Consider the following 14557-nt stretch of genomic DNA (forward strand, 5'->3'; position numbering starts at 1 on the left):
CCGGTTCGGTGCGCGCGGTAAGCCCGTGACTGTCACCGCTTCCGGCTACTGTGGACGTGGTTCGCGCGACGGGCGGAGGTACTGGTGCCGGAACAATCGAAGGTGGCCCACAGTTCAGGGACGAAGGCCGGATTCATCGCCGGACGATTCGGCGAGTTTCCGGTGCGATGGAACCAGGGCAGGCTCGGCCAGAGCCTCCAGGACCAGCTTGCGCGGATCTCCCGCAGCCCCTTCGGCCCGAGCGAGGAAGAGCTGCGGGCCAACCTGGCAGGCGAGGCGAGCGCGGACGCCGCGCTGACGCTGCACGACGCCGACCTGGCGGCCGCCGAACAGGAGACGACCGGACCGGAGGTGCCACGCGATCTCACCGCGGCCGCGTTCTTCGATGTCGACAACACCATGGTGCAGGGCGCGTCGATCGTGCACTTCGCCCGTGGTCTGGCCGCACGCAAATACTTCAAGACCTCCGACCTGGTCGACGTCGCCTGGAAGCAGGTCAAATTCCGCGTTACCGGCAAAGAGAACAGTACCGATATGGCAAGCGGCCGGGAAAAAGCGCTCGCATTCATCGCGGGCCGCCCGACCGCGGAGCTCGCCGCACTCGGCGAGGAAATCTACGACGAAATCATCGCCGACAAGATCTGGCCGGGGACAAGGGCTCTCGCGCAGATGCACCTCGACGCGGGCCAGCAGGTGTGGCTGGTCACCGCGACGCCGGTCGAACTGGCGCAGGTGATCGCGAAACGGCTCGGGCTGACCGGTGCCCTCGGCACCGTCGCCGAAAGTGTGGACGGAAAGTTCACCGGCCGGCTGGTCGGCGACATCCTGCACGGCCTCGGCAAGGCGCACGCGGTGCGCACCCTCGCGGTCCGAGAAGGTTTGAACCTCAAGCGGTGCACCGCCTATTCCGACAGCCACAACGACGTGCCGATGCTGTCGCTGGTCGGCACGGCGGTGGCGATCAACCCGGATTCGGATCTGCGGGAGGTCGCCAAGAATCGCGGCTGGGAAATCCGTGACTTCCGGACCGGCCGCAAGGCCGCCAAGATCGGCGTGCCGACCGCACTGGCGCTGGGCGCCGCCGGTGGTGCGGTGGCAGCGGCAGTCACTCGCCGCCGCGAGCACTGACTATCCGCTGAAAGCGTTGCGGCGCTTGGTCAGCAGTTTGTAGAGGGTCTGCTGGATGGTTTCGCGGACCTGATCGGTGACCTCGAACATGGTCATCGGGTCGTCCGCGGCGTCGGCCTCGTAGCCGTTGGTCGAGATCGGCGCGCCGAACTCGATGTACCACTTGGACGGCAGCGGGACCGCGCCGAGCGGACCGAAGTGCGGGAACAGCGGGGTCACCGGGAAGTACGGCAGGTTGAGCAGCCGCGCCAGCGGCTTGATATCGGCCAGCTTCGGGTAGATCTCCTCGGAACCGACGATCGAGCACGGGATGATCGGGGTGCCGGTGCGGACCGCAGCGGCGACGAATCCGCCGCGGCCGAAGCGCTGCAGCTTGTAGCGATCGGTGTACTGCTTGCCGACGCCCTTGAAGCCCTCGGGGAATACGCCGGTCAGCTCACCCGAGCGCAGCAGTCGTTCGGCGTCCGGACGGCACGCCAGGGTGTGGCCGGCCTTGCGGGCCAGCGAACCGAGCACCGGCGTCTCGAAAATGAGGTCGGCGGCCAGCAGGCGCAGCGCCCGCTGCTTCGGATGCTTGTCGTGCACCGCCAGCTGCAACATCAGTCCGTCCAGCGGCACAGTGCCCGCGTGGTTGGCGACAATCAGCGCCCCACCCACCTCTGGAATGTTCTCCATCCCGCTGACCTGCACCCGGAACCAGAAATCCGACATGGGACGCAGCATCGGCAGGAGCAGCGATTCGAGTAGATGCTCGTCGAAGCCGAACTCGTCGACCTGGTAATCGCCGGTGAGCCTGCGCCGCGCGAAATCCGCGGTCTTGCCGATCTGCTTGCCGAGGGCGCCGCGCAGCATGTCCGACAGTGATTGCGGCACTGGCGGTTCGGTGGCAGCAAGCCGTTCGGTCAGCGAGGTCACCTGGCCCGACGACGACTCACCGACCGTGGGCTCCGGCCAGCGACGCGCGGTCGGGCGCGGGCGCGCCTCGATATTCACGTCGTGGAGTTGGATGACTTTCGCGACATCGTTCATGGTTGTGCTCCCGTACCGGCCCCGAGCAGGCCGAGCAGTTTATTTTCTGCGGCATCGATCCATGCGGGGTCGATGACGGGCCGCAACGCTGCGCCCCCGATAAAGTCGTCGAACGCCTGCACCGTCGTCCAGCGCGGCACGAACCCGAGTTCGGTGCGCATGCGCGTGGTGTCCAGGCCACAGCCGAAATGAAAATAATCGAGTTGTTCGCTGCTGAATTCGCGCATCAGCGGGCCCATCAACGCGCGTCCCGCTGTGCGGAACACCAGGAACGGGATCGGAAGCTCGATGCGGCCTGCCCGCCGCACCGCTTGCGATAGAGCAAGGGCGCCGTCACCCGCAATATTGTATGCGCCGACGGCCGAAACTTTGGCAGCATGCGCCAAAGCGGCGATTGCGTCCTGCTCGTGGACCAGCTGCATCCTGGCATCACGGCCGAACACGGTCGGTGCAACCGGCAAACGCAAATACTGCACACCGCGCCCCGCCAGCCGTGGACCGACGATCGGCGCGAAACGCAGAACCGCTGTGGCCATATCGGGGCGGCGCCGGGCAAGCCCGCGGACGAATCCTTCGATTTCGATCATGTCGCGCGCGAATCCGCCGCTCGGCGGTATGCGCGCACTCATTTCTTCGGTGAATTTCGCGGGGTCTTTCGCGCTGCATCCGTACACCGCCGACGTCGAGCGCACCACCACTCGCCGCACCGACGGCGACTTCTGGCAGACCGCGAGCAGTTGCATGGCGCCCAGGACGTTGAGGTCCTTCATCACCGCTCTGCTGAAACCGGCGGGTGGCCGCGCCAACAGCGCGGCATGCACGACGGTGTCCACCTGGCTGCCATCGATTACCTTGCGGATCAACGGATTTCGAATGTCGGCGCGAATGAATTCGGCACGGCCCATGCGGCGGGAGAGCTCACGACTCGGGGTCATGGTGTCGACAGCGATGATGCGTTCGATACCGGGGTCCTGGGCGAGTCTGGCCACCACATTGCCGCCGAAGAACCGGCTGGCGCCGGTGACCAGCGCAACCTTGGGTGTGTGTCCATCTCTTATCTCAGATCCCACAGCACCGGATCCCAACTCGACAGCCCCCATTTCATTTAATGCGGTTCAAGCGTAACCGCTGCCATACGACGCGCCGAGATTGTTAACGAGGATCTAACGATGACTTCAGTCACCCGATACACAAACCGTTTTCAAACTTGAGTGTTTCAAAACGAAAAGCCCGCCACCGGATCGGTGACGGGCTCCCCAGCTAACGCGCAGCGGCTTACTTGCCGAGTTTGCGCCGCTGAACGCGGGTGCGGCGAAGCAGCTTGCGGTGCTTCTTCTTCGACATGCGCTTGCGACGCTTCTTGATCACAGAACCCATAGGGTTGTTCCTCGCGTTCTCTCTACTCGGCGCGCACGTCAATCACGTACGCCGTACTCGGCATCCGCGCCGCCGACGGCCACCGGACACCACGAAACGGTGCCACCGGCAGGCGAACACGAACCGAGGGTTCATCCTACCGGGACACCCCGAGGCGAACGAAACCGCCTCATCCAGCGTCGAAGTAGGACGTCTCCAGGTAGTCGTGGACCGCCTTGGCATGCACCCGGAACGACCGACCGACCCGCACGGCGGGCAACTCACCCGAGTGCACGAGCCGATAGACCGTCATTTTGGATACCCGCATCAAATTTGCCACCTCGGCGACGGTGAGGAACTGGGTGCCGCCACCGAGCACGGGTTGCGTTGGAGATACCGAACTGCCTTGCGACCGGGAACCTGCCCGGCTGGTAGATGGTCCGGAGCCGCCAGGCGACGTCCCTGAGCTATTTGCAGACATCTTGTTAGACATCATTGCACCATTGACCTCCGGCACGTCCGCGCCGCCGGCTTCCCCACCGGCGGAACAGACACGCACGTGCTCCTTGAAGCTTAGCGGGACCAGTGGGATTACTGCGACGGGTGTGAGAAATAAGCTTTGCTTCCAGGGAACCAACCGGTCACTCGGTAGACCTGCCCTGTTCCGCAGACCGTTGCTTGGCCGCGTGCAGTGCCTCCAGGAACGCGGACCGGACCCCGCCCCGCTCCAACTCGCGCAGCGCCGCGGCTGTGGTGCCCGCGGGCGAGGTCACCGCGGCGCGCAGTTCCACGGCGCTCTGCTCGGCATCGTCGAGCAGCGCGGCGGACCCGACCATGGTCTGCACCACGAGCTCAGTCGCGACGTCCCTGGCGAGGCCGAGGCCGACGGCCGCGTCCACCATCGCCTCGACGACAAGAAAGAAATACGCGGGTCCGGAACCCGACACCGCGGTGACCGCGTCCATCTGCGACTCGGCGACGGTCACCACTTTGCCGACCGCGCAGAGCAGGTCGGCCACCTCGGCCAGCTGCTCCGGCCTGGCATAGCGCCCCGGTGCGAGCACGCTCATGCCCTGGCCGACCAGCATCGGGGTATTCGGCATCACCCGCACCACGGGAAAGCCTGCGGGCAGCTTGGCTTCGAGTCGCGCGGTCGGCACGCCGGCCACGAGCGAGACGAGCACCTGATCCCGGTCTGCATCGAGTTCGGCCTTGCCCAGTTGGGTCAGCACGGTGTCGACGTCACCCGGCTTGACCGCGATCACCAGCAGATCCGCGCCGATGACCGCATCGGCCACCGACTCGGTGACCCGCACGCCGAACCGATCGGCGATCAGCGCGGCGCGATCCGCGTGCGTCTCGACGATAACCAGGTCCTTGCCCACGCGACCCGACTCGAGCAACCCGGCGACCAACGCCTCCCCGATGCGACCTCCACCGATCACCGCAATTCTCGTCATGGGGGTAAAGGTTAGACCGCGCTCAGCGCTGCGGAATCAGCGCCAGCTGGCGGCTTTGCGCGACGACCGCACCAGTGGAATCGAGAATCAGCTGATCCTCGTCGAACATGCGGCCGCCGACCTCGTGGGTGGTCGCGATGATCCGCAGCCAGCCGGGGGCGGGCCTGCGGCGCAGGTAGGTGGTCATCTGGACGGTCGGAGCCCAGCCGAAGTGGCCGAGGTTCATCGGGACCGGCGGGCTCATATCGGCCGACATCATCGCGAAGAACATCGAGACATCGGGATCGCGCTGATCGCCCGCGCGTGGGCGCATCCACAGCCGCAGTCGCGGTTCGGCCTGCTCGCCGTCCAGGAACCTGGCCCACTCGCGGTCGATGTAGAGCTCCGCGCCCTGGCCCACGTGCACGATGCTGCCCATCGCGGAGCCGGATTCGTAGCCGACGGCGTCGGCGGGCGGCGCGGCGGGCATATCGCCGTGCTGCGGTGCGTACAGCGGATCGGCGTCGTCGAGGTGTCCGAAGGTGAAGGCGGTTCGCACCAGACTGCGCCCGTCCTGGATCAGGGTCGTATCCGCCAGGCAGATCTGACGGCCCACTTTCCGGATGCGTACCTCGTACTCGACTGCACCGGGCTCCGGAGCGCCGAGGAAGTCGGAGCTGGCCGCGATGGGCGCCATCGCGACGAGTGCCGGATCGGAGGCGCGCAGCCAGTTGGTGGCCGCCGCGGCGCTGGCCGCGACCATCGTGCCGCCGTGCACCTTTTTGCCGATCGTCCAGATCTTGTCGATGATGCCGAGGTAGCGACCGGTGTCGGGGGTGGTCGCGGACAGTTCGGTCAGCGCGCATACGCGGCTGAACGGCGCGTCGGTCTCGGTGTCCCGCTCGAGGTCCACGGTCAGCTCCGGCATCGTCACTCCTGTCGTTCCTGTGCCGCATCGGCGGTCCGCGGCGATAGCCGAGACACCACGCTTATCCGATACCCGGCGTTCGTACAGCGTAGAACGACCGGATTCGGCGTCCGCATTCCCCTCCGGCGAGCGTGGGCGAACGACCTCGTCACACCTGGCCGGCGTGGCTCGGCGCGGGCGCGGGAGTAGGCGCCATGCCATTGAGATGCTCTCTGGCGAACGCGAGCGTGCGGTGCAGCATCGCCGCACGGTCTTGAGTCGTGCGTGCGCTCTGGGTATTGATCTCGGCGACCGCATGTCCGGAGAAACCGGTGCGCACCAGCGCCGCGCACAGCTCCACACAGGGCTGGGTGCCCTCGCCGGGCACCAGATGCTCGTCGTGTGCGGCACCGCGGCCGTCGGCGAGATGCAGATGCGCGAGGCCATGCCCCATCCGCCCGGCCAGCGCCAGCGGATCGGCGCCCGCGGTCGCGGTGTGCGAGAGGTCGAGGGTGTAGTGCCGGTATCCGACATCGGTCGGATCGTAGGACTGACTGAACGCGGTCACGCCGAGCCCCGGCCCGCCGCGCCGCTCCAGCCGCTTGACCGAACCGGCGCCACGACCGAACAGGGTGTCCGCGCGCATCGGGAACATATTCTCGACCGCGACAATGACGGTGCTGTGCTCCTCCAGCTCACCGACCTGATCGGCGAAGCCCTCCGCATAACGGCGCTGCCACCGGAACGGCGGATGCACAACCACGGTGCTCGCGCCGAGCGCCTCGGCGGTGCGCACACTGCGCTCCAGCTTGGCGACCGGATCCGAGCCCCACACTCGCTGCGAGATGAGCAGGCACGGCGCGTGCACCGCGATCACAGGCATGGAGTATTTACGGGCGTAGGCCTGCACAGTGGCGATGCTCTGACTGGCGGGCTCGGCCCAGACCATCAACTCGATGCCGTCGTAACCGAGTTCGGCCGCGTAGCGGAAGGCCGCTTCGGTGTTCTGTGGATACACCGACGCCGTCGAAAGACCGACCAATATCTGCCGCTGTCCGCCGACGCACGCGGGCTCGCCGGGCGAGTGGGATTCGGTGCGCACGCCCGTACCCAGTACGTCCGCGCCGACCACACTTCCCACCTGTGTGTCGTCTGCCTGCCCGATGTTCCCCACAGCAGCTCCTACTCAGTTCGTACTGAGAAGAAAGGCTAGCGGCCCGAGCGTGACAAAGATGCCGACGACGACGGCGATCACCGTGCTGAGGATGTCGTCGGTCCTGCGCAGTATCCGAACCAGCGCCACCAGGCCGAGAATCACGATCATCGCCAGGGCCAGCGCCACCCAGGGGAGCATCTCCCACATCCGCTCGAACCCCTTGAACAGCAACATGCCGGCGACCGCGGCGCCGGTGCTCTGCCCGCCGAGGATCATCCACTGCCGCCGATTGGCGTCGTACTCGGCCTTGCGCGCGACCCGCGAACGGCGCGACGACATGATCCCCGACCGCTCCGAATCCGGATGCTCGTCGAGGTCGTCCTCGTCGTCCTCCAGCGGGTCCGCATCCACCTCGAACTGCGGGTGCACATCGGTGTGGCCCTGCATATCGTCCAGGTCGATGATGTCGAGGGCGCGGCCCGCGTCGCGTTTCCCGCGGCCACGCTTACCTCGACCGCCCTCGCGTCTACTCGCGCGCGCGGCCTCCTCGCGTTCGGCCCGCTCGACCTCGTCGCGCAGCAGGTCACCCGCCACCGTCTGACCGGAAACCAGCTGCTGATCCTGACTGGCCAGCGACCACCCTGCGGTCGGAATCCCACCGGATTCGGGCGCCAGATCGTTGTTCGGGGTCGGCGCGTGGTGTCTTCGTGCCGACCACGCGGGCAGGCCGGCATCGGCAGAGCGTCGGGATGATCTTCGCGGTGGCTCCGGAGGCGGCTCCGGACTCGGAGCCCGGTTGCCTCGCGGCGGGGCCTCCGGCAACGGCGAAAGCGGCATCGGCGCCGATTCGGGCGCGAACCCGTTGGGCGCGGGCGACCACGGCGCGGGCGACGGCCCGACGTCGAGTGCCTCCTCCGCACGGCGGACGTCGAGTGCCTCCTCCGCACGGCGACGGGCAGCCCTGCCGGTTTTGGCTCCGTTGTTTCCCGCCTGGCCGTTGAGCGACCCACGGTCGGCGAGCGGGTCGGCTCGACCTGCCTCGTGCAGCGGCCGTACCTCGGTGGTTTCCTCGTCGGGATCGCGCCTGCGCCTGCGACCGGTGCGCCCGGAACCGAGCGGCGGCGCGCTGTCGCCCGACAGCGGATCGGCCCCATAGGGATCGACCGGTGCATACGGATCGACGGGGGCATAGGGGTCGGGCGCGGCATGCGACGACAACGGATCGGCGGGCGCGGCATGTCGGGAAGCCGGCATGTCCCGCCCCGGCATGACCCGGCTCGAGCGGCCGGGCAACGGATCCGGCTCGGGCGCAGCGTAATCCGACAACGGGTCATAGCGCGTGATCGGCCCCGACATCGGCGAATAGCTCGGCAGCTCCGACGCGGGCGGCGGGGGGGCGTACGAAACCGGTTCCGGTGCAGGCGCTTCGAACGCCGACGGCTGATATGCCGCGGGTTCGTATGCGGCGGGCTCGCGCACCGATGGCTGATATGCCGCGGGTTCGTATGCGGCGGGCTCACGCACCGATGGCTGGTAGGCCGACGGTTCATACGCGGGTTCATACGCGGCAGGCTCATACGACGGCGCGTCGAGCGCCGGTTCATCGGGCGCGGCATGCGAGGAGCGACCGCCGCCGGCCGGGATGACAGGCAGATCGCCCGTCAGCTCCGCGACCGAGATCCCTCGGCCGCTGCGCCTACGCCTGCCACCGCCACCGGAGGACGACGAACCCTGCTGACCATTGCGGGCCAGCAGTTCGGCCACCGATAGCTGTTTGGAGTCATCACTCATGGCGACACCGTTTCGATCGGGCCCGATAGCGCGGCGCCACCACCGGGTGCGGGCCTGCCGGTCTCCGCAGCCGGTCCCGGTGAGCTCGTCGCTCGGGGTCCGCCGTTCATGTCGGTATCCAGTTTGCGCAGGATCAGCCCCTCACGCAGTGCCCACGGACAAATCTCGAGGGTATCCAGCGATAGTGCCCGCATACTCGCCTCCGCGACCAATGCGCCAGCCACCAATTGCTGTGACCGATCGGAACTTACGCCTTCCAATTCTGCACGGTCCGACGCTGTCATTCGCGAGATGAAAGCAATCAGTTGGCGCAGACCTGAGCTGGTGAGTGTACGGCGCACCCGCAGTCCCGCAGAAGAGGGTGCCGCTCCGGTCAACCGAGCCAGCGAGCGGAAGGTCTTCGACGTGCCGACGGCAAGGTCCGGCTTACCCGCGTCCAGCAGCTGTTTGGTGGGCAGCACCAGCTCGGCGTCGAGCCAGTCGCGCAGCACGGCGACGCGTCGCTTGCCCGGTGGATCCTCGCGTAGCCACTCGCGAGTCAGCCGACCGGCGCCGAGTTGCAGCGACAGCGCGACATCGGGTTCCTCGTCGCCGCCATTGGTCATTTCCAACGAGCCGCCACCGATGTCGAGATTGAGGATGCGGCCCGCGCTCCAGCCGTACCAGCGGCGCACCGCGAGGAAAGTCGACCTGGCCTCGTCGACGCCGGAAAGTACCCGCAGCTCGACGCCGGCCTCGGCCAGCACCCTGGCGAGCACCTCTTCGGAGTTGGTGGCCTCGCGCAGCGCCGAGGTCGCGAAGGGCATCAGCTCGACGCACTTGGAGGTCTCGGCGATGCTGGCGAATTCGGCGACGGTCGCGATAAGCCGTTCGGCCCCCTGGACAGTGATCCGACCTGCGCCGTCCATGTTCTCCGACAACCGTAACGTCGCCTTTGTCGAGCTCATCGGCATCGGGTGGCCACCACGATGGGCGTCCACCACGAGCAGATGGACGGTATTGCTTCCGACATCGAGTACCCCAAGCCGCACATGAACACGGTACTGGGTGAACCGGGGCTTTAGACGAGGCGACCGAACTGTTAGCGTCTCGAGGTGTGACGGTAGGCGTATCCGCGAACGGCCCAGCCCGGCCCCGACCAGCCGAGAAGATCCAACCGACTCCCGAAGTGGGTCTCGATTTCCCGCGGGAGTGGATCGAGTTCGTCGATCCAGCAAACAGCGAGCATCTGATCGCCGCGGACCTGACGTGGTTGCTGTCACGCTGGACATGTGTCTTCGGCACGCCGGCGTGCCAGGGAATCCTCAGCGACCGCCCCGACGACGGCTGCTGCTCGCATGGCGCTTTCATGTCAGGCAAGGAAGACCGCAAGCGGCTGGAAGCCTCTGTGAAAATGCTCACACCAGAGGACTGGCAGCTGATGGACAAGGCCAAGAATGTGGGCGGCAAGGTCACCAAGCAGGGCTATCTCGACGTCGATGAGCTGGAAGAGGAGCCCGCGCTTCGCACCCGGCGATTCGACGGGGCGTGCATTTTCCTCAACCGCCCCGATTTCGAGGGTGGTGCCGGCTGCGCCTTGCACACGATGGCGCTGCGCAAAGGTATCGAGCCGCTGGAAGTGAAGCCGGACGTGTGCTGGCAGCTGCCCATCCGGCGCACCATGGAGTGGGTCGACCGTCCCGACGGCGTCCAGATCCTGCGCACCACCATCACCGAATACGATCGGCGCGGCTGGGGCAGCGGAGGTTTGGACCTGGCGTGGTACTGCACCAGTTCCCCTGACGCCCATGTCGCCGCGCGCCCGGTGTGGCAGTCCTATGCAGCCGAACTCAAAGAACTACTCGGCGAACCTGCCTACGAGGCGCTGGCGAGGCACTGCAAGCGCAGAGAAGGACTCGGCCTGATCGCTATTCATCCGGCGACCGTGAACGCCGATCGAATGAAGGCGGACGCACCGATTTCCGACCAATCCGCGTGAGGTTTTCATAGCGGGTGGTTCACCTGCGCGCCATGCGAGCGTCACCAATATGGGGTTTGATGTGCGGTCATGTTGAAGAAAGCCGTCACCCTGACAACCATCGCCGTCGGAGCCACCCTCGCCATGAGCGGCGCCGCGCATGCGGAACCCAATGGCGACCCGGCCAAATACGCCGATTTCACCGCCGACTTCCTGCCCGCCAACACCCCTGAGGCGCTCAATGCGGCAAAGGAGGGCAAGAACCTGATCATGAGCCCGTACGGCGTCACCCACACCATCGCTTGCCGCGGCACCAGCGCCGCGGATGTCTACGACTGCATGCAGGAAGACGCCCTCGGCTGGATCAGCCTGCGCAAGACCGACACCCCCGTCGGTCCCACCTGGCTCTACCTGCCCTGAGATCGCGGCGACGCCGAGGTTGTCGGGGGCCTCGGCGGATTCGCCTCGAGAAATCGCCTCGTCACGCCTCGAGTTTGTAGCCGAGGCCGCGCACCGTCACCAGATGTTCCGGCTTGGCCGGATCGCCCTCGATCTTCGAGCGCAGGCGCTTGACGTGGACATCGAGGGTCTTGGTGTCACCGACGTAATCGGCACCCCAGACCCGGTCGATCAGCTGGCCACGGGTCAGCACCCGGCCGGAATTACGCAGCAGATATTCGAGCAGGTCGAATTCCTTCAGCGGCAGGGTGACCTGCTTGCCGTTCACGTGCACGGTGTGCCGGTCGACATCCATCCGGACCGGCCCGGCTTCCAGCACGCCGCTCTCGTTGCCGCCGTCGAGTTCGTCGCCCGCGCCGCGGCGCAGCACGGCCCGAATCCGTGCGATGAGTTCGCGTGCCGAGTACGGCTTGGTCACGTAGTCGTCGGCGCCGAGCTCGAGCCCGACCACCTTGTCGATCTCGCTGTCGCGCGCGGTCACCATGATGACCGGGACCCCGCTGCGGGTGCGCAGCTGCTTGCACACGTCGGTGCCGCTCATGCCGGGCAGCATGAGGTCCAGCAGCACGATATCGGCGCCGGAGCGGTCGAATTCGGCGAGCGCGGATGGTCCGTCACCGACGACGGTGACCTCGAAACCCTCCTTGCGCAGCAGGAACGCGAGCGGATCGGCCAGCGACTCCTCATCCTCGACGATCAGAACACTCGTCATCTGCGTGCCTCCACACCATTGGGTCTGCTCGGCCCCGAAGGGCGCGGGCTGATTTCTCTCATGCTCACCACGGAGCCGTCGACCTCGTCGTCGCTATCGGCCTCGAGATGGGCGGGTATTCGCAAGGTGAACGTCGAACCGGTGCCCAGCTTGCTCCACAGGGTGATCTCACCGTTGTGGTTGGCGGCTACGTGCTTGACGATAGCCAGCCCGAGCCCGGTACCGCCGGTGGCGCGCGAGCGCGCCTTGTCGGACCGGAAGAAGCGTTCGAAAACCCGTTCCTGATCTTCCTTGGCGATGCCGATGCCACGATCGGTCACGGCCATCGCGACGTGATCGCCGCGCAGCGACCGGCTCACCGACACGTGTGAGCCCGCCAGCGAGTACGCGATCGCGTTCTCCACCAGGTTGGACAGGGCCGTGACCAGCAGAGTTTCGTCGCCGAGCACCTCGAGCCCGCTGGGCCGGTCGGTGCTGACGGTGATGCCCGCCGCCTCGGCCGCGGTGCGCGAGCGGTCGACCGCCTGCATCACCACCGTGTCCACGTCGACCACTTCGAGCTCGGGCAGCTTTTCCGCGCCCTGCAGCCGCGACAGCGCGATCAGTTCGGTCACCATTTTGCCCAGGCGCCTGGACTCGCCGAGCACCCGCTGGCCGAAGTGGCGCACTGCTTCGGGGTCGTCGGCGGACTCCAGCATGGCCTCGGCGAGCAGACTCATCGCACCGACCGGGGTCTTGAGCTCGTGGCTGACATTCGCGACGAAATCCCGGCGCGTGGCTTCCATCCTGGCCTGCTCGGAGTCGTCGTCGGCGAACAGCACGGTGAAGCTGGTCTCCTCGCGCGACAACTGCCTGGCCACGCCGCGCACCGCGATCCTGCTGCGGCCCGGCATCGGGTTCTTCGCGGTGAGGTCGAATTCGGCGGACTCACCGGTGGCCAGGACCTTCTCCACCGCGGCCCACGCGCGTTCGTCGAGCAGCCGGTTGCGGACGAGGCCGAGTTCCTCGGCGCGCGGGTTCACCAGCACCACGTCGCGATACTCGTCGACCACTGCGATGCCGCTCTCGGAGGCAAGAACGATGAGGTCGAGCACCTGCGACATCGTGAGCCCCGAGTCGGCCTGCCTGCGCGCGGCTTGCCTGGCGTTCATGAACGGGATCAGTAGCCCGCCGACTGCCAGTCCGACAACAGCCGCGAGGACTGCCAACAGTACGGCCTGCGGAACACTCACCCTTGAATCGTACGGTCGCCGACCGGCAACCCAACTCTGGGTACGAGAAGTTTCGCGCAGGTCATGGGCACTTCCTGCCCTGTTAGCCGCGCGTTTACGCGTTGTTAGGCCTGCGGAGGACGGTGCGCGGCACGAGCGGAAATCGGCCATATCCAGCGGACATACCTCGTGCGGCAGCCGCCCCCTCGGGCCGCGCTCAGTCCTCGTCGTCGGCGCCCGACATCGCGGCGCGGACCGCGCTCCCGTGTCGATCGACCCACTCGCCGAGGGCGTAGATCGGATTCAGCAGATCACGTCCCGCCGCAGTCAGCTCGTACTCGACCCGCGGCGGGGCCTCGGCGTAGCGGCGGCGTTCGATCAGGGTCATCTGCTCCATCCGACGCAGCGTCTGGGTGAGCATCTTCTGGCTGATGCCGCCGATGGCGGTGCGCAGGTCGCCCGGCCGCATCGGACCCTCGCGCAGCATGTACACGATCACCGGTAGCCACGAGTTGCCGAAGAGGTCGACCGCCATCCTGGCCGGGCAGTCGGCTTCGAAATCGCCGTACGGCGCGAACTGCGCGGGTTCCGCGACGATCGGCGTGGCAGGTTCGACTGTCATGACTCGAGCCTGCCACCGCCGTTGCGCACCCGGAGGTGCCCATCGACTTTCCTAGCGTCATTTCCGAAGACATCCAGACACATCCAGGAGTTGAGATGCGAATCGGAATCATCGGCGCCGGGCAGATGGCACAGGCGCTCGGCGGGGGTTGGGCAGCGGCCGGGCACGACATCGTCATCGGGGCGCGCTCGCAAGCCGCGGCAGACCAACTGGTCGCCACGATCGGACACAGCGCACGAGCGGGCAGCATTGTGGACGCCGCCGAGTTCGGTGCGGTTGTCCTGCTCGCGCTGCCGGTAAGCGCCCTTGACGCGGTATTGGGCGAAGTCGGCGGAAAACTGGTGGGCCGCACAGTGATCGATTGCACCAATGCGTTCATGCCGGACGCGGCCGCACCGGCGGGCGTGACCGCATTTGTGCTCTCCGAAGACGCGGTCGCCGAGCGCATTGCGGCGACCGCACTCGGCGCTCACGTGGTGAAGGCGTTCAATGTCTGCGCCGCCGAGGTATGGGCTTCGGACGCACGAGAATTCGAGGGCCGCAGGCTGGGTGTCCCGATCTGTGGTGACGACCCGGCCGCCGTCCGGCAGGTCTGCGCTCTGGCCGAAGACCTGAAGCTGCAACCGATTTCGTCCGGTGGCCTGCACCGTGCGAAATACCTGGAGGCGACATCGGTATTCACCGTCGGCCTCTGGTTCAGCGGGCAGGATGCCAGGGCAATCTTCCCGCCGCTGGATGCCGCCTTCGCGGTCGAGGACTGAGCGAGGCCGATAGTGCCTGAAGAAAGGAC

General features: G+C 66.8%; 15 protein-coding genes and 1 pseudogene. 4 read left to right on the forward strand and 12 right to left on the reverse strand.

The genetic code is table 11. The features are described from left to right. Window positions 1-162: 162 nt before the first annotated feature. Complete coding sequence (locus tag OHQ90_RS00870; protein WP_328412441.1) at window positions 163-1128, forward strand: HAD family hydrolase; 966 nt, start codon at window positions 163-165, stop codon at window positions 1126-1128. Here OHQ90_RS00870 and OHQ90_RS00875 read toward each other — a convergent pair whose 3' ends face one another. From OHQ90_RS00875 to OHQ90_RS00915, 9 genes and pseudogenes are all read right to left on the reverse strand, one after another. Continuing rightward, complete coding sequence (locus OHQ90_RS00875) at window positions 1129-2157, reverse strand: lysophospholipid acyltransferase family protein (protein ID WP_328406635.1); 1029 nt, start codon at window positions 2155-2157, stop codon at window positions 1129-1131. Then, window positions 2154-3257, reverse strand: coding sequence for an NAD-dependent epimerase/dehydratase family protein (locus OHQ90_RS00880; RefSeq protein WP_328406636.1), 1104 nt, complete (start codon window positions 3255-3257; stop codon window positions 2154-2156). The genes OHQ90_RS00875 and OHQ90_RS00880 overlap by 4 nt, the downstream gene beginning before the upstream one ends. Before the next feature lie 175 nt (window positions 3258-3432). Further along, window positions 3433-3534 carry a 30S ribosomal protein bS22 gene (locus OHQ90_RS00885; protein ID WP_003402602.1) on the reverse strand — a complete coding sequence of 34 codons (102 nt, stop codon included), beginning with the start codon at window positions 3532-3534 and terminating at the stop codon, window positions 3433-3435. A 169-nt stretch (window positions 3535-3703) separates the two neighbouring features. Beyond that, a complete protein-coding gene (locus OHQ90_RS00890) occupies window positions 3704-3994 on the reverse strand; it encodes a helix-turn-helix domain-containing protein (protein ID WP_328406637.1) in 291 nt (96 codons plus the stop codon). 160 nt (window positions 3995-4154) lie between these two features. After that, a complete protein-coding gene (gene proC, locus OHQ90_RS00895) occupies window positions 4155-4973 on the reverse strand; it encodes a pyrroline-5-carboxylate reductase (RefSeq protein WP_328406638.1) in 819 nt (272 codons plus the stop codon). A gap of 22 nt (window positions 4974-4995) precedes the next feature. Continuing rightward, entirely contained in the window at window positions 4996-5880 is an 885-nt protein-coding gene (locus tag OHQ90_RS00900; protein ID WP_328406639.1) for a thioesterase family protein, read from the reverse strand. Window positions 5881-6028: 148 nt separating this feature from the next. Next, complete coding sequence (locus OHQ90_RS00905; protein WP_328412442.1) at window positions 6029-6904, reverse strand: sugar phosphate isomerase/epimerase family protein; 876 nt, start codon at window positions 6902-6904, stop codon at window positions 6029-6031. A gap of 141 nt (window positions 6905-7045) precedes the next feature. Continuing rightward, window positions 7046-7294 (reverse strand): annotated as a pseudogene (locus OHQ90_RS39290) (hypothetical protein); the annotation flags it as partial. 1508 nt (window positions 7295-8802) lie between these two features. After that, window positions 8803-9837, reverse strand: a complete 1035-nt coding sequence (locus OHQ90_RS00915; RefSeq protein ID WP_328406641.1) for a Ppx/GppA phosphatase family protein — start codon at window positions 9835-9837, stop codon at window positions 8803-8805. 65 nt (window positions 9838-9902) lie between these two features. Here OHQ90_RS00915 and OHQ90_RS00920 point away from each other — a divergent pair, with 65 nt between their 5' ends. Then, window positions 9903-10784, forward strand: coding sequence for a hypothetical protein (locus OHQ90_RS00920; protein ID WP_442941287.1), 882 nt, complete (start codon window positions 9903-9905; stop codon window positions 10782-10784). Window positions 10785-10853: 69 nt separating this feature from the next. Next, window positions 10854-11183, forward strand: coding sequence for a hypothetical protein (locus tag OHQ90_RS00925; protein WP_328406642.1), 330 nt, complete (start codon window positions 10854-10856; stop codon window positions 11181-11183). Between the two features lie 61 nt (window positions 11184-11244). Here the strand turns inward: OHQ90_RS00925 and OHQ90_RS00930 are convergent, their stop codons facing one another. From OHQ90_RS00930 to OHQ90_RS00940, 3 genes are all read right to left on the reverse strand, one after another. Next, entirely contained in the window at window positions 11245-11934 is a 690-nt protein-coding gene (locus tag OHQ90_RS00930) for a response regulator transcription factor (protein WP_328406643.1), read from the reverse strand. Continuing rightward, window positions 11931-13166, reverse strand: a complete 1236-nt coding sequence (locus OHQ90_RS00935) for a sensor histidine kinase (RefSeq protein ID WP_328406644.1) — start codon at window positions 13164-13166, stop codon at window positions 11931-11933. Before OHQ90_RS00935 ends, OHQ90_RS00930 begins: the two co-directional genes overlap by 4 nt. 196 nt (window positions 13167-13362) lie before the next feature. Further along, complete coding sequence (locus OHQ90_RS00940; protein WP_328406645.1) at window positions 13363-13767, reverse strand: winged helix-turn-helix transcriptional regulator; 405 nt, start codon at window positions 13765-13767, stop codon at window positions 13363-13365. A 95-nt stretch (window positions 13768-13862) separates the two neighbouring features. Here OHQ90_RS00940 and OHQ90_RS00945 point away from each other — a divergent pair, with 95 nt between their 5' ends. After that, window positions 13863-14528 (forward strand): NADPH-dependent F420 reductase, encoded by a 666-nt coding sequence (locus OHQ90_RS00945; protein ID WP_328406646.1) that lies wholly within the window; start codon window positions 13863-13865, stop codon window positions 14526-14528. The last annotated feature ends 29 nt before the right edge of the window (window positions 14529-14557 follow it).

The organism is Nocardia sp. NBC_00403 (assembly GCF_036046055.1).
GTDB lineage: Bacteria > Actinomycetota > Actinomycetes > Mycobacteriales > Mycobacteriaceae > Nocardia.